Origin of the sequence: Bradyrhizobium sp. CCGUVB23, from assembly GCF_024199885.1 — a bacterium.
Taxonomy (GTDB): Bacteria; Pseudomonadota; Alphaproteobacteria; order Rhizobiales; family Xanthobacteraceae; genus Bradyrhizobium.
The window spans coordinates 602,082-624,312 of sequence record NZ_JANADQ010000001.1; the positions used below are offsets into that span (position 1 = coordinate 602,082).

General features: G+C 61.2%; 15 protein-coding genes and 2 pseudogenes. 13 read left to right on the forward strand and 4 right to left on the reverse strand.

What is annotated here, in order from left to right; translation table 11 throughout:
- Positions 1-775 precede the first annotated feature (775 nt).
- From NLN62_RS02575 to NLN62_RS02590, 4 genes and pseudogenes are all read left to right on the forward strand, one after another.
- Positions 776-3,535, forward strand: coding sequence for a heparin lyase I family protein (locus NLN62_RS02575; RefSeq protein ID WP_254107262.1), 2,760 nt, complete (start codon positions 776-778; stop codon positions 3,533-3,535).
- 107 nt (positions 3,536-3,642) lie between these two features.
- Positions 3,643-4,005, forward strand: a pseudogene (locus NLN62_RS02580) (cysteine peptidase family C39 domain-containing protein); the annotation flags it as partial.
- A 261-nt stretch (positions 4,006-4,266) separates the two neighbouring features.
- Positions 4,267-6,417, forward strand: coding sequence for a type I secretion system permease/ATPase (locus NLN62_RS02585; protein ID WP_254113324.1), 2,151 nt, complete (start codon positions 4,267-4,269; stop codon positions 6,415-6,417).
- Entirely contained in the window at positions 6,404-7,831 is a 1,428-nt protein-coding gene (locus NLN62_RS02590) for an HlyD family type I secretion periplasmic adaptor subunit (RefSeq protein WP_254107263.1), read from the forward strand. The genes NLN62_RS02585 and NLN62_RS02590 overlap by 14 nt, the downstream gene beginning before the upstream one ends.
- A 455-nt stretch (positions 7,832-8,286) precedes the next feature.
- On the opposite strand, the gene NLN62_RS02595 is transcribed toward NLN62_RS02590, so the two are convergent.
- Complete coding sequence (locus NLN62_RS02595; protein WP_254107265.1) at positions 8,287-9,042, reverse strand: exopolysaccharide biosynthesis polyprenyl glycosylphosphotransferase; 756 nt, start codon at positions 9,040-9,042, stop codon at positions 8,287-8,289.
- Positions 9,043-10,100: 1,058 nt separating this feature from the next.
- Between NLN62_RS02595 and NLN62_RS02600 the strand changes: the two genes are divergently transcribed.
- The 3 genes from NLN62_RS02600 to galE (NLN62_RS02610) all read left to right on the forward strand — a co-directional run bounded on the left by NLN62_RS02600 (position 10,101) and on the right by galE (NLN62_RS02610) (position 14,057).
- Positions 10,101-11,531 carry a polysaccharide biosynthesis/export family protein gene (locus tag NLN62_RS02600; protein WP_254107267.1) on the forward strand — a complete coding sequence of 477 codons (1,431 nt, stop codon included), beginning with the start codon at positions 10,101-10,103 and terminating at the stop codon, positions 11,529-11,531.
- Positions 11,532-11,849: 318 nt separating this feature from the next.
- Positions 11,850-12,815: a UDP-glucose 4-epimerase GalE gene (galE, locus tag NLN62_RS02605; protein ID WP_254107269.1), complete on the forward strand. Its 966-nt coding sequence runs from the start codon at positions 11,850-11,852 to the stop codon at positions 12,813-12,815.
- A 183-nt stretch (positions 12,816-12,998) separates the two neighbouring features.
- Positions 12,999-14,057: a UDP-glucose 4-epimerase GalE gene (galE, locus tag NLN62_RS02610; protein ID WP_254113325.1), complete on the forward strand. Its 1,059-nt coding sequence runs from the start codon at positions 12,999-13,001 to the stop codon at positions 14,055-14,057.
- Between the two features lie 728 nt (positions 14,058-14,785).
- Here the strand turns inward: galE (NLN62_RS02610) and NLN62_RS02615 are convergent.
- Positions 14,786-15,148 carry a VanZ family protein gene (locus NLN62_RS02615; protein ID WP_254107271.1) on the reverse strand — a complete coding sequence of 121 codons (363 nt, stop codon included), beginning with the start codon at positions 15,146-15,148 and terminating at the stop codon, positions 14,786-14,788.
- Positions 15,149-15,403: 255 nt separating this feature from the next.
- Here NLN62_RS02615 and NLN62_RS02620 point away from each other — a divergent pair, with 255 nt between their 5' ends.
- On the forward strand, positions 15,404-15,625 hold the full coding sequence (locus NLN62_RS02620) for a hypothetical protein (protein WP_254107272.1): 222 nt from the start codon (positions 15,404-15,406) through the stop codon (positions 15,623-15,625).
- A gap of 732 nt (positions 15,626-16,357) precedes the next feature.
- On the opposite strand, the gene NLN62_RS02625 is transcribed toward NLN62_RS02620, so the two are convergent.
- Positions 16,358-17,374, reverse strand: coding sequence for a hypothetical protein (locus NLN62_RS02625; RefSeq protein WP_254107274.1), 1,017 nt, complete (start codon positions 17,372-17,374; stop codon positions 16,358-16,360).
- A 3-nt stretch (positions 17,375-17,377) separates the two neighbouring features.
- Here NLN62_RS02625 and NLN62_RS02630 point away from each other — a divergent pair, with 3 nt between their 5' ends.
- The 5 genes and pseudogenes from NLN62_RS02630 to NLN62_RS53215 form a co-directional block, all read left to right on the forward strand.
- Positions 17,378-18,577, forward strand: coding sequence for a hypothetical protein (locus tag NLN62_RS02630; protein ID WP_254107275.1), 1,200 nt, complete (start codon positions 17,378-17,380; stop codon positions 18,575-18,577).
- 94 nt (positions 18,578-18,671) lie between these two features.
- Positions 18,672-19,712 carry a TAXI family TRAP transporter solute-binding subunit gene (locus NLN62_RS02635; RefSeq protein ID WP_027527802.1) on the forward strand — a complete coding sequence of 347 codons (1,041 nt, stop codon included), beginning with the start codon at positions 18,672-18,674 and terminating at the stop codon, positions 19,710-19,712.
- Positions 19,709-20,326 carry a hypothetical protein gene (locus NLN62_RS02640; RefSeq protein ID WP_245288302.1) on the forward strand — a complete coding sequence of 206 codons (618 nt, stop codon included), beginning with the start codon at positions 19,709-19,711 and terminating at the stop codon, positions 20,324-20,326. Before NLN62_RS02635 ends, NLN62_RS02640 begins: the two co-directional genes overlap by 4 nt.
- 36 nt (positions 20,327-20,362) lie before the next feature.
- Complete coding sequence (locus tag NLN62_RS02645; protein ID WP_027527800.1) at positions 20,363-20,962, forward strand: DsrE family protein; 600 nt, start codon at positions 20,363-20,365, stop codon at positions 20,960-20,962.
- Between the two features lie 190 nt (positions 20,963-21,152).
- Positions 21,153-21,254: pseudogene (locus NLN62_RS53215) on the forward strand (ribose-5-phosphate isomerase); the annotation flags it as partial.
- A gap of 30 nt (positions 21,255-21,284) precedes the next feature.
- On the opposite strand, the gene NLN62_RS02650 reads toward NLN62_RS53215, so the two are convergent.
- Complete coding sequence (locus NLN62_RS02650; protein WP_245288301.1) at positions 21,285-22,142, reverse strand: helix-turn-helix domain-containing protein; 858 nt, start codon at positions 22,140-22,142, stop codon at positions 21,285-21,287.
- Between the last annotated feature and the right edge of the window lie 89 nt (positions 22,143-22,231).

The following is a 22,231-nucleotide window of genomic DNA, read 5'->3' on the forward strand; positions in this document are numbered from 1 at the left end:
CTCGCTCATGGTCAGAGCTCGTAAGGAGCGGGCGGCGGTCAATGCCAAGAACAGCTCGATCGTGATGGTCGCGCATCTGGAAGACCGACTCCGCGATTTTGATAGGAAGCCTCCACGACAAAGCTCAGATTGCGAGAACGGTCCGACGCGCTGGTCGCTCCCATGCGGACTATGGCGATGGCGCAACTGTCGAGATATCGACTCGCATCCTTGGCCGCGCTCAGCAGACCTTTCCTAACAGCACGCTCTACAGGCTCATCGAGACCGGGCTCCGTGATCGGCAACTTACCGACCTAGACGATCGCCACTTGCGGATTGCGCCTGGAAAGGCCGAGATCACGCGCTACGCACGCGCGCCCGTAGTAACCGCAACGTTTTCCAGGGTCCCGCTGGCGAGCTGCCAGGAGCGAGAACACGCGATCATTCGCTAGGGCGAGCAACATACGTTGGTATTATCGGTGAAAACCTATGTTGCTTTCTCAAGGCAGCGTCGCCGAAATCAGGAGCAATTGCAGGGACATGCCGGCTAGTGCCCTGGGCGCGCCGCATTTGCGGTTTCGAACTTTTGCCTTACTCGCTTATTTTTTTGGCCACACTCGCTCATTAACCAACCGTTCATCAGCAGTTGGGGGGCACCATCAATCCCACTGCTATGAAATCTGCTCGCAATGCAAACCGCTTGCGAGCACGCGGTATGTCGCGCGCTATCGCGCACGCGGCAGTGGAATTCCCTTGTCAACGTCAAAGAGAATCTCTGTAACTCGGAGGCCTGAAATTGAGCACGACTGGCACAATCACGAATTTCAAGACCACGCCTGGAACCCAGATTGGCGTCGGCGGCGACGCCTACGAGATCGAGACGGCGGGTAAGAGCTACAGTATCACCAACCCCGACCCGCAGACCCTGCGATTCCAGGTCCAGCGGGGCGACAATTGGGGCGATAGTTCGCCTGTTGATCGCTCGGAAATTCAAGATGACACGTCGGGCGTCAAGACCAACTACGGTGCAATGATCCCGGCCGGTACGCCGATTGGCATGGACTATCAGTTCATGGTCGAGGCCAATGGGCCCAACGGCTCGTTTGTTAACACTGCGCCATGGTTTGTCGTCGGACAAATGCACAATGACGATCCCGCGAATCCCGGCGGTGTCTGGACCTCGCCTCCGTTCGCGATCCAGCTGGACGGCGACCATCTGCAAGTTGTCGCCCGCTATGTTCTGCCCGGTGGGAATCCCAGCAATTCCTCCTCCGATCTCCATCTGATGACGCTGTGGACCGATCCGAATCCAATTACTCCTGGCGCCTACAACGACATCAAGGTCCAAGCCAATTTTTCCAACAGCGGCGGCGGCTATCTGAAGGTCTCGATCAACGGCAACCAGGTTGTGAACTACCAGGGTCCGCTGGGTTATGGGCAAGGCACCTATTGGGAATACGGCCTCTATCGCGAGACGGCGACCGAGACGGCCGCCGTCGATTATCGCAACATGACGCTGGTCACCGGGTCGCAGGCGGCCGGGTGGTCGGGTGTGGGCGGCACAACGTCCTCGGGCAGCACCTCCTCGCCCACCACCCCAACGGTCACGCCGGCGGTGACGCAGGCCACGGCCTCTCCGGGGACGGGCATCGAGCATGCCGGCGACACCATCACCCTGTCGCTCGGCTTCAACGAGGCCGTGACGGTGACGGGCACGCCGACGCTGTCGCTCAACGACGGCAATAAAGCCACCTATGTTGGTGGTTCGGGCACGAGCACGCTCACCTTCAAGACGACCGTCGCGGCGACCGACACCAATACGTCGGCGCTTGCCATCACCGGTGTCAATCTTCCGAGCGGTGCGAGCATCAAGGACGCTTCCGGTGTCGCGGCGAGGCTATCGGGCGCGGTGAAGACGTTCGCCGGTCTCCAGATCGATCCGATCTCGCCGGCGGTGACGCAGGCCTCGGCCTCTCCGGGCACCGGCACTGAGCACGTCGGTGACGCGATCACGCTGACACTCGGCTTCAATGAGGCGGTGACGGTAAGCGGCACGCCCACGCTTTCGCTCAATGACGGCGGAACGGCCAGCTATGTCGGCGGCTCGGGCACGGGCACGCTCACCTTCAAGACGACCGTCGCGTCGACCAACACCAGCACCTCGGCGCTTGCCATCACGGGAGTGAACCTTCCGAACGGTGCGAACATCAAGGATGCGAGCGGTGTCGCTGCGAGTCTCTCGGGCGCAGTGAAGACGTTCTCCGGCCTGGCGGTTTCGACGGCAGCGACCACGCCAACGACACCGGCGCAGCCGACGACGCCAACTACTCCGACAAACGTCGCACCGACTGTGACGCAGGCCTCCGCTTCACCGGGGACGGGAATCGAGAATGTCGGCGATACCATTACACTGACGCTCGGGTTCAGCGAAGCCGTGACGGTCAGCGGCACGCCGACGCTATCGCTCAATGACGGCGCAAAGGCCACCTATGTGGGCGGCTCGGGGACGGGTTCGCTCACCTTCAAGACGACTGTCGCGTCGACCGACACCAGTGTGTCCTCGCTTGCCATCACCGGGGTCAACCTTCCGAACGGTGCGAGCATCAAGGATTCGTCCGGCCTTGCGGCCAATCTCTCGGGCGCGGTGAAGACGTTCACGGGTCTCCAAATCGATCCGCCGACATCAACCACGCCGTCGGCTCCATCGACCCCGACGACCCCGTCATCGACCAAGCCGGTCCTGACTATCGCGGATCACTCGCTCTCGGTAGCCGGGCGAGGCGGTACCGTCGACCTGGGAACCAAGGTGACAACGACGGACTCCAACGACGTCGTGACTGTGAACATCACGGGGTTGCCGAAGTACGAGACGATCATCGACAAGCTCGATGGTCAGACGTTCAGGGGAAGCAACATCACCTTGACGGCTGCGCAGGTCGACAGCGGCCTTACGCTGCATTCGTACTACCGCGGTGGCGGTCATCCGGTCGCAACACTCACGTTGACGGCGTCCGCCAAGGACAAGGTCACCGGCTCCGTGTCGACGGCCTCGCCGCAGACCATCACCGTGACCGATCCTCGACCGGCCACGACCACAACGTCGTCGCACACGACCACAACGTCGTCGCAGGCGAGCACCGTGACGGATCATGTGCCGACGGTCACCACGCCCGCCACGACCACCACGACCATGCCTGTCACGACCACGCCCGCCACGACCACGACATCGCCGCAGAGGTTCGACTTCACCGATCTTCAGCATGCGATCGCCGCGAACGCGGGGGGCTTGGCAAGCCGGGCCTTCGCGCTGCTCCAGCAGCATGTGGACCCGGCCACCAGCACCCTGGCAACGACCGCACAGCAGCCGATCATCGTGGCGGATCATCCGGTTGCGGCCGGCACGAGCACGGCATCCCTGGCGAGCCAGAGCTTTGCGCTGCTGAACCAGTATCTGGCCGGTAACACCGGCCGGGTGGATCCCGGACAGATCGTCGCGGCTGTGTCGCAAGCGTCCGGTTCGGGTCTGGAATCGTTGCTGGCCAGACCGCAACATTGATGCCTGGCCGCACCCAGGCTCAGCGCCTGGGTGCGGCACCGTCAATATTTGTGAATGCATGAGAAGGAACACATACGCGGTCGGTAGCCGCGAAGGGTTGAGTTAAAATGGCGATCCAGAATGGAAATGCCCATACCGCAGACCTCGGGCTTCGAGCCCTTGCTCTGTTCCTGCGCCTTCATGGCGTGAACGCCGAGCCTGACCAGCTCCGCGACCGTTGCGGAAGCAACGATATCGGCATCAGCGCGATGCTTCGCTGTGCCCACGAATTCGGGGTCAAAGTCCGTTCGCGCACGACGCGTTGGAAGCGACTTGCGAGCACCACGCTGCCCGGGATCGCGTCGCTGCGTGATGGCGGATTCCTGCTTCTCGGCAAGGTCGATGACGAGATGGCACTCGTACTGCATCCGACCGCATCGCGTCCGAACATGATGTCGCGCGCCGAGTTCGAAGAAGTGTGGGATGGCCGTTTGATCCTGACAGGATCTCAAAGCCTCGCCAGTCGGGCGCTCCACGCGTTTGCCGAACTGGTTGCGCGCGGGCATGATCTGGTTGGTCGCGCCGGCGACGTGATGACGTCTGCATTTTCCGCTGACCGCCGTTCGATGCCGGCCAGGGCTCAAGTCCTCGCCAGTCGCGCGCTCCGTGCGTTTGCCGATCTGGTTGCGCGCGGGCGTGCTCTAGTTGGGTATGCGGACGAGGCCGCTGCATATTCCGCCGATCGACCCGATATGCCTGTTCAGGAGGCGGGTCTTGAGCCAGCGAGCTGCGATGAGTCAGGGCTCATTGCGGTGGCGATATTGCTGCGTTGCCATGGCATTGCGGCCGACCCGGAGCAAATTCGGCATCGCATGGGCACGGCGCGAGTCGGTGCGACCGAAATCCTCCGCTGTGCCAAGGAGTTCGGGCTCAAGGCCCGGGCCCAGAGATCGAGCTGGAGCAGGCTTGCGGTCACGCCGCTGCCGGCAATTGCCGTGCTGCGCGACGGCGGCTTCCTGATCCTGGGCAAGGTCATCGACGACAAGCTTCTCGTTCAGCGCCCATTGTCTCCCCGCCCCGAATCCATGACCCAGGCGGAGCTCGAGGCCATCTGGGACGGTAACATCATCCTGATGACCCGGCGTGCGGCTCTGACGGACCTGTCCCGGCGATTTGATATCAGCTGGTTCATTGGTGCGGTCCACAAGTATCGCCGCCTGCTCGGCGAAGTGCTGGCCGCGTCGTTCTTCCTCCAGGTCTTTGCCCTCATCGCTCCGCTGTTCTTCCAAGTTGTCATCGACAAGGTGCTCGTGCATCGAAGCCTCAGCACGCTCGACGTCCTGGTTGCGGGCCTCGTCGCGCTGACCGTGTTCGAGACCGTTCTCGGCACGCTGCGCGTCTATCTGTTCGCGCACACGACGAACCGCATCGACGTCGAGCTTGGCGCGCGGCTGTTTCGTCACCTGATGGCATTGCCGATCGCATATTTCCAGACGCGCCGCGTCGGCGATTCGGTCGCACGCGTCCGCGAGCTGGAGAACATCCGTCAGTTCCTGACGAGCTCGGCGCTCACGCTTGTTGTCGATCTCTTGTTCACGGTCGTCTTCCTTGCAGTAATGTTCTACTATTCGACGCCTTTGACGCTGATCGTCATGGCATCGTTCCCGCTCTATATCGGCATTTCTGCAGGCGCCGCGCCGCTGTTCCGCCGGCGCCTCGACGAGAAATTCAATCGCGGCTCGGAGAACCAGGCCTTCCTGGTCGAGAGCGTCACCGGCGTCGAGACGCTGAAGGCGATGGCGGTCGAGCCGCAGATGCAGCGTCGCTGGGAGGAGCAGCTCGCCGGCTATGTGAGCGCGAGCTTCCGCGTGCTCAGCCTGAACAATACGGCGAGTCAGGCGGTCCAGATGATCAACAAGCTGGTCACCGCCGCAACGCTCTACTTCGGCGCCAAGCTCGTGATCGGCGGCGACCTGAGCGTCGGCGAGCTCGTTGCGTTCAACATGCTGGCAGGGCGGGTGAGCATGCCGGTGCTTCGGCTTGCGCAGATGTGGCAGGACTTCCATCAGGCCCGCCTGTCGATCGATCGTCTCGGCGACATCCTCAACACGATTCCCGAGCCAAGCTTCAGTCCGGCCCGCGCTGCCCTGCCACCGATCCGCGGCAAGGTTACGTTCGAGCACGCGACCTTCCGCTACCGTGCCGACGGCCCCGAAGTGCTGCACAACGTGTCCTTCAACGTCGAGCCCGGCCAGGTCGTCGGTATTGTGGGCTCGTCGGGCTCGGGCAAGAGCACCATTACCAAGCTGATCCAGCGTCTGTATGTGCCGGAGAGCGGCCGTGTGCTGGTCGACGGCGTCGACCTCGCGATGGTCGATCTGACCTGGCTTCGGCGCCAGATCGGCGTGGTCTTGCAGGAGAACGTGCTCTTCAATCGCTCGATCCGAGAGAACATCGCGCTCGCCGACCCGGCCATGCCCATGGAGCGTGTCATCGAGGCAGCGTCGCTGGCTGGTGCGCACGACTTCATCCTGGAGCTGCCTGAGGGCTACGATACCATCGTCGGTGAACGCGGCAGCACTCTCTCAGGCGGCCAACGTCAACGTGTTGCGATCGCGCGCGCGCTCATCACCGATCCGCGTATCCTCATCCTCGATGAGGCGACCAGCGCGCTCGACTATGAAAGCGAGCGGGCTATCCAGCAGAACATGAAGCGGATTGCCGCGGGGCGGACTGTCTTCGTCATCGCGCATCGGCTTTCGACCGTACGCAACGCGAACCGGATCATCACACTCGAGCATGGCCGTATCGTCGAGGACGGCAGCCATGACGAGCTGATCCGCTCGAATGGGCGCTACGCCAACCTTCATTATCTGCAGGCCGGAATCCATGACATCCGCTAGCCGAAATATCGTTCCGTTTCCGAGGCGCGAACCTCGCCGCCGCGAACACGAAATCGCGTTCCTGCCGGCGGCGCTCGAGATCACTGAAACGCCGCCGTCGCCGATCGGGCGCGCGATCGGCGTGAGCATCATTGCGGTCTTTTGCATCGCGCTGTTGTGGGCATCGTTCGGCAGCGTCGATATCGTCGCGACCGCGACGGGCAAGATCGTGCCGGGCGGGCGCACCAAGCTCATCCAGCCGTTCGAGACGGGCGTCGTCCGCGCCATACACGTCCGCGACGGACAGAGCGTCAAGGCCGGCGACGTTCTGATCGAGCTCGACCCGACCATGACGGAGGCCGATCAGGAGCGCCAGAAAAGCGACCTCCTCGCGGCAGAACTCGACGTCGCGCGGCTGCGCGCAGCGCTCACCGAGGATCCGCTTGCCGCCTTCCGGTCACCGCAGGGCGCAAGTGCAGCGGAGATCGAGATGCATCGCCAGTTTCTGATCAGCCAGCGCGCCGAGCAGAGCGCCAAGCTCGCCGAGATCGAGCGCCAGCAAGGTCAGAAGGAAGCGGAACGGGCGACCACGTCGGCGAGCGTGGCGAAGCTCCAGGCGACGATACCGGTGCTCCAGGAGCGAGTCGACATCCGCAAGGGGCTCGTCGACAAGGCCTTGGCGTCGAAGGTCGTCTATCTCTCCGAATATCAGGAGCTGGTCGGCCTTCAGCAGGATCTCGTCCTCCAGCAGAGCAAGCTCCGTGAAGCCGACGCGGCCATCGCCTTGCTAAAGGAAACGAAAGAACGGACCGCTGCGGAGTATCGGCGCACCACCTATGACGCACTCGCGAAAGCCGAGCAGAAGGTGGCGAGCGCCTCGCAGGAGGTGGTCAAGGCGGAGCGGCGCACGAAGCTCCAGCAGCTGACTGCGCCGGTCGACGGCGTCGTGCAGCAGCTCGCCGTTCACACGGTGGGCGGCGTGGTGACGCCGGCCCAGGCGCTCGCAATCGTGGTTCCAAGCGAAAGCCAGCTCGAGATCGAGGCCATGCTCTCCAACCGCGACATCGGGTTCGTTCATCCGGGTCAGAAGGCGGAGATCAAGGTCGATACGTTCAACTTCACGCGCTACGGGCTCCTTCATGGGGACGTGTTAAGCGTGTCGACGGACGCCATAACGCGCGACAGGCAACAAGGCGGATCGAACGACCGGGCATCGGGCGCGGCGCAAAGCAGCAGCGAGCCGAGAGGTCAGGAGCTGGAATATGCGGCGCGCGTTTCACTCGACCGCACGCACATGCAGGTAGAGGACAAGCTCGTCAAGCTCGGCCCCGGCATGGCGGTCACAGTCGAGATCAAGACCGGCGCGCGCAGCATTATCAGCTATCTTCTCTCGCCGCTGGCGAGGTACAAGCAGGAATCGCTGCGGGAGCGGTAGACGAAGTGGGGCATCATCGAGGAGCGTTGCCCGCAACTGGAAGCAGCCCTTGCCAGTGAGCTAGAGCATGATCCGGAAAGGTGCGAAGCGGTTTTCCGAAAACGATCATGTGCAAACAATAACCTAAAGCGCGATGACGATTCATCCTGATCTCATCGCGCTTTGGTGCGCGCGGCATCCGTTGATTTCGCCACGGCCGTGCCAGTTACTGCCATAGCGTGATCAAGCGGGACCGCACCCCGTATCGCGGGATCGCTTGATCCGCTTTGCACCCTTGATCCGTGGAGCCGGTTAGCGAGGCGCGGTCATGGGGCGCTGCTTTACGGGTATTCGGGGCGCGCTCGGCGATCGCTTGCGCATAGGCACGCCGACGCACGCCCACGTCCAATACGCCCTGGATTCATCAAACCAAAAAGCCGAAACGGTCGCTTAGAAGGACTTGCAGACTGGTCGCGTCAATCCGCATTCCAATACGCTCTTCTGGAAAAGACGGTCATGGCCATGATCTTAAGATCGAGAATGAGTGACCAGTTGTCGATGTAGTACAGATCATGCTCGACACGACGCTGCATCTTCTCGAGCGTATCGACGTCGCCACGATACCCATTGACCTGAGCCCAACCTGTAATACCAGGCTTGACATTGTGGCAGCGGGAAAATGACGAAATCAGCTCAATGAACAGCTCGTTTTGCGAGGTTGCGTGCGGACGCGGCCCCACGATCGACATGTCGCCGAGCAGCACATTGAACAATTGCGGAAGCTCATCGACGTTGGTGTGGCGCAAGAGGCGTCCAAGACGGGTCACGCGCGGATCGTGTCTGGTGACGGGTTTGAAGTTGTCACCATCCTCCATCACGGTCATCGATCGGAATTTCAGCACGCGAATGGGCTCGTTGTTGTAACCGTGCCGCGTCTGCCGAAAAAACACCGGCCCACGAGAGTCGAGCTTAATTGCGATCGGAACGACGACGCCGGTCACAGCAAGGCCAGCGATTGCGACGGCGATGTCGACTCCCCGCTTGATTGCTCGGTTGAAAGGAGTGAGCGGAGACTGGAATATCCCCATCGTCACCATGTTGCCGAACTGGGTGATCCGCGACACGGCCATCAGATCGATGGATCCAACAGGGACGACGTGAACGTCTACTGGCAGGTCTGACATGGCGCTTGCGAGCGCGAGAGCAGAGGCAGCATCTGATTCCGAAATCAAGATGACAACGTCATCCGCTCAGAGGGGTCGACAGTCCGCGACCAGTTGGCGGACATCAGCGGGTCGGGCCTGGACGGCGTCGGGCTGCGCCGGAATTGAGGAATCGGCGCGAGGCCGCGGAAAGTCGGACGAGTGGATGGTCCGAATTCCGGTGCCCTTAGCTCGTGCAGAGAACTGCAAGCAGTGACCCGGGTCTCCTATCAGGATGACGCGCCTGGCATCGATCAGACCCGACGCAATAGCAGGCTGTAGCACTGAAAACCATGTTGCCCGCGTGCAGAGCACGGTGAGGAGGACACTCACAGCCTGGACAATGACAGTTGCGCGCAAGTAGCCGTCGGAGATTTTCAGAACGAATATCGTTGAGACGAAGAACGAGAATACGAGGAGGACGCTGCTGGCGCCGCTCCACAAGAAGACGTGGCGGGGCTGCGTCAGGATGCCGAAGTCCCATCGAAACCAGCAATCCCAATGTGGAAATCAGAAAGGATTCCTGAATGTACCTGGCGGGATCCGGCGACTGCAACAGGACCAATCGATGATAGAGGACAGCCGCGAAATAGGCCGCACCGGCTACCAGCAAGAACTCGGTGCCGGCTGCCAATACCACTAGATCTGCCCCTTCCAACGCCTCCAGCGATCGCTATGCCGTCATCGACCGAATGTGCCGGAATCTTGGAAGAGGCCGGCAAATTGGTGAAGGACGCATAATTCATAGCAGTCAGCCACCCAATCACTCGTCACTTTGGCTGACTCTGTACAGTCCAGGTCACTGGATGAAAATTGGCAATAACTGGATGGGACGGGCAATAAGTGGGTAACTACGATGGTCGATTGAGCCGCGACAGCCCGGGATTAGATTCGAACAGCAATCGACGCGCCCAACCCAATGGGTTCGATTGGAATGATCAATAGAGGACCGATCAGTCGAACAGAGCGGAAGAAGACACCGAGCGGTTCGGCGTCAACGAGAGAGCAGAACTTCGTTTTGCAATCGCCTGTCTGGACGGTTACTCGGACGGCAGCGATGTTGACATGCTGCCTTCCGCGAACAGATTTTGAAGGACTTCACTTTGGTGACCACGTTCGTACAGGGAATTGCCGCCATGCCGAACTCCAGACTTCGCAATAGCTTCCATATCGACCTCTCTGGCAGCGATCTCGGTCGTTGGATCAAATGGGGCTTGGTGGCTGTTGTTCTGACAATTTCCGTCACTCAGGCAAAGGCCGAATATCTGGTAAACATCGGAGATGTGCTGGAGGTTGCGGTCGCGGGCGTGCCGGAGCTACGGCATCGTGCTGCTGTTCAAATGGACGGGAACGTTTCGTTGCCACTGGTCGGAACGCTTCCAGTAGCCGGCCTGCCCTTACCGCAGATCCGAGCCAAAATCGGGGCTGCACTTGCGCGCAAGGTATTTCGACAGAGGGCGTCGGATGGCCGTGAGACGGTCGTCGTGATCGACGCAGACGAGGTCACGACGGTCATCGCGGAATACAGGCCCATATACGTAAATGGGGATGTATCGAAGCCGGGCGAGTACCCCTATCGTCCGTCAATCACCGCACGCCAGCTTGTCGCCGTGGCAGGCGGCTACGACATCATGCGTATCAGAATGAACAACCCGTATCTCGAGTCAGCAGACCTGAGAAGCGAGTATGGTTCGCTTTGGACAGAGCTGGCCAAAGAGCAAGCGCGTATGTGGCGCATCAAGACTGAACTTGGAGAGGGAGCCCAGATCAGTCCCGGCGCTCTGATGGACGCGCCCTTAGCTCGATCGGCGATTTCGGAAATCGTTAATGCAGAAACGGAATATCTGAAGGCCAAGCAGAGTGATTATCAGCAGGAAAAGACGTACCTTCAGCGCGGCATTCGACAGGGAGATGACGAGGTCCGAGTGCTGTCAGAGCAGCAGAAGAAGGATGAAGAGGGACTTCAGGCAGACCTTGAAGACCTGCAGAAAACGACGGAGCTCTTCGGCAAGGGCTCCTTGATTAGTCAACGCATTACAGATGCCCGTCGCGCGGTGCTCCTGTCATCAACACGGAAGCTGCAAACCTCTGCGCAACTGCTGCAGGTCAAAAAGCAGCAGGACGAGTTCGTCAGAAAGCTGACAAAGCTGGATGACCAGCGGAGGCTCGACCTGCTCCGTGAGTTGCAAGATACTAGCGTAAAGATGAATCAAATTCGCGAGAAGCTGCAGAGCGTCGGCGAGAAGCTTCAGTACGTTGCGATGGTTCGATCACAACTCGTGCGAGGGGCCGGCAACAAGGCGGAGATTGCCATCATCAGGAAGGGCGACAAGGGGCAGGAGCGAATTATCGCAAGCGAAGATACCGAGCTGCAGCCGGGTGATGCTGTCGAGGTCAGCCTCCAATACCAGGATGGTCCTGCCATCCCTCCCCGAAGGCTAGGCAGTTCAGATATTCCATCGGGGACAAGCCGGACCGATGCGACCGCAGGCAATTCGGTGCGCGTCGGGCAGAGGTAACAAGCGCCGTCGCAATTCCGCAACGGCTTCGCCGGAACGGATGCATTCGATCTGCGGGCGATCACTTGTTTTTCGGCACGCCGACATCCGGAGTGAAACGCCCATCTGCGACATACCCCGCTCCCCGCGGAGCGACCGCGGTCATTCACCTTGCAGGGCTGAAGGCCGTGGGATGAAGGCCGAGTATTGCATTTTTGCGTGGCGACCAAGTGCGCCGACCGCGCAGTCAGGAAGAGCCATATCCTGTTGCCGTCGCAGACAATTGATTCATTCCGCCAGCGCCGGATTCGCGGCGATATATTCGAGGCGATATAGAGCGTGGTCAAGATTCTGGTAACGGGTGGTGCCGGCTATATCGGGAGCCACACCTGCAAAGTATTGGCGCGCCATGGATTTGAGCCGGTTGTCTACGACAACCTCTCACGTGGCAACCGTTGGGCCGCGAAATTCGGCATGTTCGAATTTGGCCACATTGGCGATGCAGCCAAGGTGCGTTCGGTACTGGAAAAATACCGCCCGTCAGCTCTGATACATTTCGCCGCTTATGCCTACGTTGCGGAATCCGTCGCAGACCCCCTGCTCTACTATAGCAACAACGTCGGCGAAACCGCCTCGCTGCTACAGACCTTGATCGATTTCAAACCGGTGCCGGTGGTATTCTCGTCAAGCTGCGCGACCTATGGTGTGCCCAATCGGCTTCCGATCTCGGAGGATCATCCACAACTACCGATCAATCCCTACGGCTACTCGAAGCTCGTTGTCGAGCGGATGCTTAGAGATCTCGATGCGTCTCACAACCTTCGTTCGGTCTCGCTCCGCTACTTCAATGCGGCGGGCGCGGACCCAGAAGCAGAAGTCGGCGAAGCTCACGAACCGGAAACCCATTTGATCCCGTTGGTGCTCGCCGCCGCCCGTGACGCCACGGCGGTCAAGGTGTTCGGAAATGACTACGACACCGCCGACGGAACTTGCATCCGCGATTACGTTCACGTGCTCGATATCGCCGACGCGCATGTGAGGGCACTTGAGTATCTCGTCGGCGGTGGGGCCACCTGCGCGGTCAATTTGGCCAATGAGCGGGGCTACTCGGTCCTGGAGGTCGTGGCGACAGCCGAGCGCGTTACGGGCAGACCGATCCAAATCGAGCTGGTGCCGAGACGGCAGGGCGATCCGGCGGTCTTGATCGGCGCTCTCGAAAGAGCGCGAACCCTGCTCGGCTGGAAGCCGGAGCGGTCCAACCTGGAAATTCAGGTGCGCGACGCATGGAAATGGATGACGCGATGATCGTGAGCGCTGTGATGAGACGGCCCGCGAGTCGATTGCGACCGCCAGTGAAGCCGGAAGAAGCGCCTGGATGTCCATCAGAGGTAGTTCTTAAAGCCCAAAATCGCCACGCCCTGCGGTGCGACTTGCAAGTAAAATGGTGTCCACGGCGCACGGAGGCCGGGAAAGCGGAAGGTGTCCGAGATGATCTTGGTGACCGGAGGTGCCGGCTACATCGGGTCCCACGTCTGTATCGCATTGCTCGACGCGGGGCTTGACGTCGTCGTCGTCGACAATCTCTCCAACAGCAACAAGGCTTCGCTCGAGCGGGTGCAGTCCATCTGCGGGCGTTCGCTCGTCTTTCGACACGCAGATATCCGGAATGAAGAGGTGATCTACGACGTACTTCGTACCTGCGGAGTGACTGCAGTCATTCACCTTGCGGGGCTCAAGGCCGTCGGCGATTCGAACGTGCAGCCCATGACGTATTACGACAACAACGTTCTGGGAACGATGCGGCTCCTGTCTGCCATGAAGAGGGCGAACGTAAAGACGCTCGTCTTCAGCTCGTCCGCGACCGTTTACGGGATACCCACATACCTGCCGCTCGACGAGAAACATCCCCTCTGTCCGACCAATCCGTACGGCCGCACAAAGCTCGTTATCGAGGAGATGCTGAAGGATCTCTGCAGGTCAGACGACGAATGGCGGATCGGAAATCTGCGCTACTTCAATCCGGTTGGCGCGCACGAAAGCGGGCTCGTCGGAGAACACCCGCTGGGCGTTCCGAACAACCTGCTGCCGTTTGTGGCGCAGGTGGCGATTGGACTGCGGGAGAAGCTACAGATTTGGGGAAACGACTATGACACGCCCGATGGCACCGGAATCCGCGACTTCATTCATGTGGTCGATCTCGCATCCGGGCATTTGAGTGCCTTGCGCCATCTCAGACAGCCCGGCGTGCTCACGGTCAATCTTGGAACGGGCAACGGCACCAGCGTTCTGGACGTCGTTCGCACGTTTGAAGCAGCGAGCGGGCGATCGGTCCCCTATGAAATCAGGGAGCGCCGGCCCGGTGATGTCGCCGTCTGCTATGCCGACCCGACCTTTGCGATGGAGGCGTTGGGTTGGAAATCGACCCGATCGTTGCAGCAAATGTGTGCGGACCATTGGCGTTGGCAATTGCAGAACCCCAACGGCTATGATGATAGCGAGCTTCCGAAAGTCCGGGAGCGGTCCGGGCATTTCCGCCGTCACGGCTGAGTGTGCGCGTCTGAGATATTCGAACGAACGCCGAAGACTCTGACCGCATGAGCGGGTTCGGCGCGAGCCACGGCGGCAAGCATACCGCCCATCGGAGGTAGCTCGTAATGACCCAAAATCTCCAAGCCGCAGAGCGAGGCTGCAGGTAAGATGCATTCGCGTGGGGATTTGCGATGCCACACTATCGTGCATTCGTTCTGGACGAACACGGCCAGTTGGGGGGCGTGGTTAACCTTCACTGCCCAGATGATGCGTCCGCAACCGAGCGGGCGGGGCGGTTGGCGGACGGCCACGAGGTTCAGCTCTGGCGGCTGGTTGCGGAGCTCAAATTCGGCGATCCGCAGCACCGACCCAAGCGACGGCGGGGCACCCGCGCACCGGTGCACTGAGCTCGATTGAGGCTTGCGCGTTCGCCTCAGCTCTACTGACAATAGCATGCGGTTCGGCTGCGAACCACTCGCCGGCTCGCGCTTCCAAGGCGCCTTGGCTTCGAGAGCGACCCAGATCCGGCCGCCCCGCAGCAGCAAGCGGCCGATGGTTCCGGCGCAGGCAGGAACGGCATCGTGCTGACGGTGGACGCCGGTAACACCGCCTAACCGTCGCGGCGGCTAAGGTGCGCCGTTGCGGCTCACCCGCGTTTTGGAGAAGGTGCCGATCCGCGCGAGCACGTGACTCTCAAGACGCCTTGGGCGAGGCAGATCAGCCCGCTCATTAAGGACGTTCGCGCGTCAACGGGTCGGGTCTTCGCCAAATTGCGCCATCATGCGGTCGGCCGCGGCGGACAGAGCGAAGCCAACGCAGGCCGAGAGCGCATCGACCACAAAATCCTCAAACCTCGCGTGCCGTCCCGGCACCCATAGTTGCATAATCTCAAGCAGGCCGATCAGGGCAACGGCGACCACTGAAGCAGTCCAGCGTCGCTGCGGATAGGCGAGGCCGAACGCAATCCCGACCAGAAGGAAGGCGAGCGCGTGATCGCCTTGCTGTCCGATAACAGGGTGAGGCCGAACGTCCTGAGGTCCGAGCGTTACGAAAGTGACAGCGGCCGCGAGCAGCCACGCGACGAGCCGAAGAAGAGTGGTGTTAATCACTAAAGCGCCTCGATTGGCAGCGCCCGCCGGGGACGCGCTTGCTCTGGATCGGCACACGGCCGATTAGGTGCAAAACATCATTGGAAGTTCGATATATAATTTCAAGTGGCGGTTGGTACACCCTGACCCGCATAGGGAGTACCCATCCATGGCAGTTGTTCTAAAGCGCCGTTTCTTGGCAACAATAGCTTCAGCTTTCCTCAGGGTTGAGAGCACTGCAATGGCGATCTTGGAAGGCACTACTCGGAGGCCAGCTTGTCGATTAGTCGGACGCAGACCATTGAATGGGACGGCAAAGCCCTGAGCGGCTGGGTAGACCTCGACGGAACGCCGACGAAAGTCTCCGCAGACCGGGAAACGATCCATACTCATGCGCCTGGCTTTAGTGACGCACTCACCTGGGAAATCGACCGGCATCGTGAAGAGATTTTTGAGAAGCTGCTGCCGTTCTTCAAGCAGCAAAAGCGAGATTTCTAGCAGGGCTGATTGTGGTTGCACGTGAGATTGGCCGACCCGTTTGTTTCGGCCAAACGGAGTACCAACCTGTAGTGCTTGCCCCGCGCTCCTTTTTCGGGCGCAAGAGAAGCGCGCTTGCGTTTCATGTTCGTGGTGCGCCATGAGGGCAGGCGCGGAATGGCCGGCCCCAGGCTCCAGCCCGCTGAGGCCGTCTCATCGGCGAAGAGGGCGAGCCCGCAATCGTTCATTGGCGATCAGTTCAAATCGCGAAATACAAAGGACTTTGAGCAGTTCACGGTTTCGATGATCGGACACAATCCGTAGCCTACCCCAAAAGTGGTGGGGAGGGTCCTCCATGCGAGTTATATGATTCGCGTGAAGATGGAGGGCATAATGACGCATTTGAAAGACGTCGTATTGCCACGCGACAGGTGATTGCAGATGGGTCGCCCGCTCATGCTCAACGAGGAAGTGAGGATCTCCCTCACGCGAGGACGATGTGCCCCGCTGTGGATGGCAGCGGTCATGCTCGCTATGACATGGGCCTCGACAACGGAGGCTTCCCCGGATCAGGCGCGGCACCTCGCGAACGCGCAACAGGCGACGACTGCCCGCAATCTCGATTCTGACGAGTTCGAGACATTCGTGCCGCGCCCAGACCACAGCGAAAAATCGATACAGATTGCGCAAGCGACGACCAGCAACACAGGAGCCTCGCAGCAGCCTCCAGAACAGCAACGCGACTGGGCCGAGTCACTGTCTTCCGATCTTGCCCTTGCAAGGCGCGACATCGAGTTGCTGCAACGTCTCGAGCAGGAGCATGATCGGGCCGAGTGGCTGATGCAGGGTCTTGACGCCGCTCGGCGCGAGGTCGAAACCCAAAAGGCGTTGGCAGCGAAGGCCGTCGAGGAAGCTTCCCGACTGAAGGAAGCTTCCCGGCTGAATGAAGCGGGCGAGAGTGGCCCGGCCGAGCTGGAGGTATCGCTGCAGCAGGAGCGCGAGCGATCGGTGCGGCTGGAGCAGGATCTCGCAGCCGCGCGGCGCGATGTCGAAACCCAGACTGCGCTGGCGACGAAAGCAGGTGAGGAATCGTCCCGACTGAAACAGGCGGGCGAGAGCGGCGCCGCGGAGTCGAAGACGCTGCAGCAGGAGCGCGAGCGATCGGTGCGACTGGAGCAGGATCTCGCAGCCGCGCGGCGCGATGTCGAAACCCAGACTGCGCTGGCGACGAAAGCAGGTGAGGAAACGTCCCGGCTGAAACAGGCGGGCGAGAGCGGGGCTGCGGAGTCGAAGACGCTGCAGCAGGAGCGCGAGCGGTCGGCGCGGCTCGAGCAGGATCTCGCAGCCGCGCGGCGCGATGTCGAAACCCAGACTGCGCTGGCGACGAAAGCAGGTGAGGAGACGTCCCGGCTGAAACAGGCGGGCGAGAGCGGCGCCGCGGAATTCCAAAAGACGCTGCAGCAGGAGCGCGAGCGGTCGGCGCGGCTCGAGCAGGATCTCGCAGCCGCGAGGCGCGATGTCGAAACCCAGACTGCGCTGGCGACGAAAGCAGGTGAGGAAACGTCCCGGCTGAAACAGGCGGGCGAGAGCGGCGCCGCGGAGTCGCAGAAGACGCTGCAGCAGGAGCGCGAGCGGTCGGCGCGGCTCGAGCAGGATCTCGCAGCCGCGCGGCGCGATGTCGAAACCCAGACTGCGCTGGCGGCAAAGGCAAACGAGGAAGTTTCGCAGCGAAGTCGGGCGGCGGAGGCCAGTGCCGCGGACTTGAGGCAATCGATGCAGAAGGAGCGCGAAAGGGCCGACACGCTTGCGCAGGATCTTTCCCTGACGCGAAGCGCAATTTATGCATACGAGGCGCAAACGGCAGTGGTGGCGAAAGCCAGCAAGGACGCGTCCCCGCGGAAAGCGGCAGGAGAGGGCGGCGCGGTGGAGTTGCAGAAATCCCTGCAACAGGAGCGGGATCGGTCCGGCCAGTTGGAGCAGGCGCTGGCGGCCGCGCGTCGAGATATCGATGCGCAGACGGCACTGGCGACAAAAGCAAGCGACGAGGTCGCCAAGCTGACGCAGGCTGCACAAGCTGGCGCGGCGGAACAGAGGCGATTGATGCAGAAGGAGCGTGAGAGAGCCGATGCGCTGACGCAGGATCTCTCGATGGCGCGCAGCAAGATCTACGCATACGAGGCTCAAGCGGCCAAAGCCAGCGAGGACGCTGCGCAGCTTAAACAAGCGGAAGCGAGCGATACCGCCAACTTGCGGCAGTCGCAGCAACGAGAGCGCGAGCGGGCTGAGCAACTGGCCCGGGATCTCGCGAAAGCAAGCCGTGATCTCGACGCGCAGACCGAGCGCGCGTCCAAGGCAAGCGAGGAAGTCGTACGGATCAAGCAAGCCGGAGAACGCGAATCGGCGGCGCTGCGCGGCTTGTTGCTGCGTGAACGCGAGCGCGCCGGGGGACTGGAACGGGATCTCGCATCGGCGCGTCACGATAACGTCGCGCTTGTGGCGAAAGATCCCCCCGCTGGGCCTCAGCTGGCCACCACTGGCCAGGTCGTGCGCGAGGAGCCGCAGCCAGCGCCGGCACGGCCAATCCAGAACCGACCTGTCCAAGACAGGCCAATCCAAGACAAATCAGTCAAAGACAAGCCAGTCCAAGACCAGGCCATAGCGGCGCGCAGCCAGGGCAAAGCCCAGGTCAATCCTGACGAAGAGATGCAAGCGGCGAAATTGATCGCGCGCGCGAGCGTACTGCTTGAACAGGGAAACATCGGCGCGGCGCGGATCGTGCTGGAGCGCGCCGCTGAGATGGGCAGCGCGCAAGCAAGCTTCGTGCTCGCGGAAACCTACGATCCACGGATCCTTCCAAAGTTGGGAACGTATGGAACGCAAGGCGATCTCACTAAAGCGCAAAATCTTTATGCGCGGGCCGAAGCCGGAGGAGTCAAGGAAGCGAAGGCGCGACTAGAAGCGTTGCGTCGATAACACGGTCTTTGTGCGGCGATTTTCCAAACCGACCATGCGCAATCAAGGCTCGAAAGCGCCGATACGGATACAGCATGTGTGGAGGAGCTGGTCGATGAAAAGGTTTATGGGATTGCGTCGGCTGCTTTTACTCGCAGCGTTCGCGCCGTTGCTCTTCGCCATTCAGCCTGGGGCGGAGGCGCAGTCGCAAAATAGGCCTCACAAGGTTCGCCTGACACGGCCCGAGCCGACGCAGCCAAGGCCTGAGGTGATCTCCATGAACGCCTGGACGATCGGCCTGGCCGGAGGTCTGCTCGAGGGCGCGCCGATCCGCCTGGCGGCAGAGATCGCCCGTGTGGTCGACGATGGGGATAACCTGCATGTTCTGCCGGTTGTCACCCGCGGGGCCACGGAAAACCTGAACTCCCTGCTCTATCTGCGCGGCATCGATGCGGCAATCATCAATTCCGACGCGCTCGAGGAATACAAGAGCCAGGTGCCGGACATCCAGCGACGAATTGCGTATGTCCTGAATCTGTTCCCGTCCGAGCTGCAGATCTTCGTTCGACCGGAGATCCGGAACTTGAACGATCTCGCCGGCAAGAAGGTCAATTTCAATACGCAGGGCACTGCTGCGGCCTATTCGGGGCCGCTGATCTTCAGCCGCCTCAACATCGAGGTGGAAAAGACGTTTATTCCACACCAAATCGCGCTCGAGCAGATGCGCAAAGGCGAGATGTCAGCCGTCGTCTTCATCACATCGAAGCCGGTGGATGCTTTCGTGAAGGGCCGTTGGGAGCCAGGCTTCAAGTTCCTGCCTGTCCCGTACGAGAGCAAGTTCGAGGATTATTATCTTCCCGCCTCTCTGGACGCGGCCGACTATCCCAACCTGATCAAGCAGGGCGAACGGGTTTCGACGATAGCCGTGCCGACCACTCTGGTCGCCTTCAATTGGCCGGCCAAGTCGAATCGGTCCGAGCGCGTCGCGCGCTTCATCGACCACTTGTTCTCCCGGATCGACAGATTGCAGGCGCCCGGTTTCGATCCGAAGTGGAAATCCATCAACCTCGCTGCGACGGTTCCGGGTCTCACGCGCGTTCCCGCGGCGCAGGCATGGCTGGATCGTCAGCTCCGCACAACACGTGCATCGCAATGAAACGCGCCGTGATTCTGCTTATTGCACTCGGGGCCACCGGCGGTCTTGCGTTAGCGCAGGATCCAACAGCGCAGCTCCGTTCCTGCCTTCAGAAAGAACACGCGGATCGCCTGGGGTGTCTGGATAAATTGACGCGCACGATCTCGCCTCAGCATCGCGCGACGCCCGAAAACGACTGGATCGTCAGCCAGACCACCTCACCCGTAGATTACTCTCCAATCGCGACCGCTACGACATTGTCACGCAGCGGGACCGACGAGTCCACGATGCAGTTATCGATTCGCTGTCGCGCCGGCCGGACGGAGCTAGTGCTCGCGGGCCCCGGCATCTCCCGCGGAGGCGGTGATGATACAATTTCCTATCGCGTGAATGATCGTCCAGCGGTGCAGGTCGCAGCCGCCGTGCCGGCATTCGCTCCTGGCGTTGCGTTCGCCGGGGATGTTGTTCGCTTGCTGCAGTCGCTGCCGGATAGCGGGGACCTTATTGTCCTCCTCTCACCTCGGGGCGGGGCTGCCCATGACGGAACGTTCTCCCTCGCCGGGATAGATGCGGTGCGCGCGAAGATGGCCGCAGCCTGCAAATGGCCACTCGCCATCGCGACACCGAACCATTGATGGTGTGCAAATGATTTTCTTTGATGGAGGCGCATAATGATCAAGTTTCATGATGTTGCAAAAGCGGCCGCGATGGGAGCGATCGCCGTTCTGGTGTCCGCGTCGTTTGCGGCCGCGCAGCAGGGCGGAAAATACTGGACGCCGGCAGACGGCCAACCCGTCGTGCATAGAGCGAGCCCTGCGAGGCATCACATAGCGAAGCGAACGACGAGGACGCCGACGCGATCCGCGCTTGCCCGCATGGACGATCCGGCTGCAACGAAGAAGAAAGAACATCACCTGATCCTGCAGGTGAACACCAACGACCCCGCCGCGATGAATCTCGCACTCAACAACGCAACGAACGTGGCTCAATATTACAAGGACTCCGGCGAGAGGGTGAAGATCGAGGTGGTTACGTTTGGGCCCGGCCTGAACATGCTGCGTGAAGACACATCGCCGGTAAAGGCTCGCATCGAGGAGATGGCCCTGAGCACCCCCGAGGTTTCGTTCAAGGCCTGTGGCAACACCCAGGAGAAAATGCAGAAGGCCGAAAACAAGAACATACCGATCGTTCGGCAGGCGGAGGTCGTGAAATCGGGCGTCGTGCGCGTGATGGAGTTGCAGGAGATGGGCTGGACCTACGTCAAGCCGTAAGCCGGACTGATCGGCCATCAACGGCAATTCGATCGACGTCCAATGAATGGAGCGACCAGCGCAGCATCATCTCGAGATGGAATTGACTGGTGTCGGATCGCAAAAATGTCCTCAAGCAAGTCTCTTGCCGGAGCTAGAGGGACTTGCCTCCGAATATTATGCAGCTAGTGCCCCTTAGCTGGATCCGCCTAAAGGGCTGGCGCTCGACATCGTGGCCGCGTTCCTGACCGCCCAGTTCGAGGACGGCCGGCATGCGACGCGGGTGGAGATGATTGAGGCGCTGGAGGGGTAGCGCCGCGGCGCGCAATTCGGTTCCACCGCCTCAGGGCCAGTCGGCGAAATTAAGCGTCGGTTTGGAACGCCCGCTTCTGACGCGGGCGGCAACCCGCTTCTGCCAAGCGCCTGGCGCCTCGCCCGTGTGCTTGCTGAAGAAGCGACTGAAATAGGCAGTGTCCTTGAAGCCAAGCGCAAACGCGATTTGCTTGACTGTGGCGGTACCAGCTTCCAGTCGCGCGGCGGCTTCCTTGACGACGCGCTGCTGGATCAACGCGCTTGGCGATCGCTTCAGCTCACGAGTGCACAACGCATGCAGGCGATCCGGCGTCATGCCGAGAAAACCGGCATAATCGGCGACCCTCAAGTGCTGGTGATACCGCTCTTCGAGCAGCCTTCGGAAGCGGCTCAAAATCTCCGTGCTGCTGCCCTCCTCGTCCGGATTGTGGTCGCCTGCGAAGAGACGCCAGAATCGCAGCATGCACAACGTCAACTCTGCGGACATGATCGAGGCGGCGCCGCTGCGCGCGGGCGTTGAAATCTCGGATGCGATCGCCGCGATCGAACGCGACACGGTGGTGGTAAGATCGGGTTCAACCGGAAGCGCCAGGATTTCCCTTGCTCCTTCGAGCGCGAGATAAGCCGGCTCGGCCGAAGGTGGCAGGTAGCGATGCCATGCGCCTGATTTGAGGTGGAGCAGCCCCGCGGCAGTGCCCGCCGACACATCGAGATACGTCGCACAACCCGCAGGCAGCCAGGCAAGGACCGGACCAGCCAATACAGTTGTCTTGCCCTCGGCCGAGATCTCCGCGACGCCACCGCTGTGCACACAAAGCAGATGGATGAATGGTCGGAACGTCGTGGAGCCCAGCGCCCAACGTCGTGCCTCGTAGTGCGTTGCGATCACCTCGGCTCCGACGGCGGCAGGCCCGCCAGTTGCGACGACAGGCGCGGACCGGCTGACACCCGCGGCCCCTCGACGCAGTTCGCCTCGCG

Bases quoted from the DNA above. Each gene is read 5' to 3' on its own strand.
- NLN62_RS02585 (WP_254113324.1), top strand. From the start codon at position 4,267: ATGCCTGTTCAGGAGGCGGGTCTTGAGCCAGCGAGCTGCGATGAGTCA.
- NLN62_RS02590 (WP_254107263.1), top strand. From the start codon at position 6,404: ATGACATCCGCTAGCCGAAATATCGTTCCGTTTCCGAGGCGCGAACCT.
- galE (WP_254113325.1), top strand. From the start codon at position 12,999: ATGATCTTGGTGACCGGAGGTGCCGGCTACATCGGGTCCCACGTCTGT.
- NLN62_RS02630 (WP_254107275.1), top strand. From the start codon at position 17,378: ATGCAGAAGGAGCGCGAAAGGGCCGACACGCTTGCGCAGGATCTTTCC.
- NLN62_RS02635 (WP_027527802.1), top strand. From the start codon at position 18,672: ATGAAAAGGTTTATGGGATTGCGTCGGCTGCTTTTACTCGCAGCGTTC.
- NLN62_RS02640 (WP_245288302.1), top strand. From the start codon at position 19,709: ATGAAACGCGCCGTGATTCTGCTTATTGCACTCGGGGCCACCGGCGGT.
- NLN62_RS02645 (WP_027527800.1), top strand. From the start codon at position 20,363: ATGATCAAGTTTCATGATGTTGCAAAAGCGGCCGCGATGGGAGCGATC.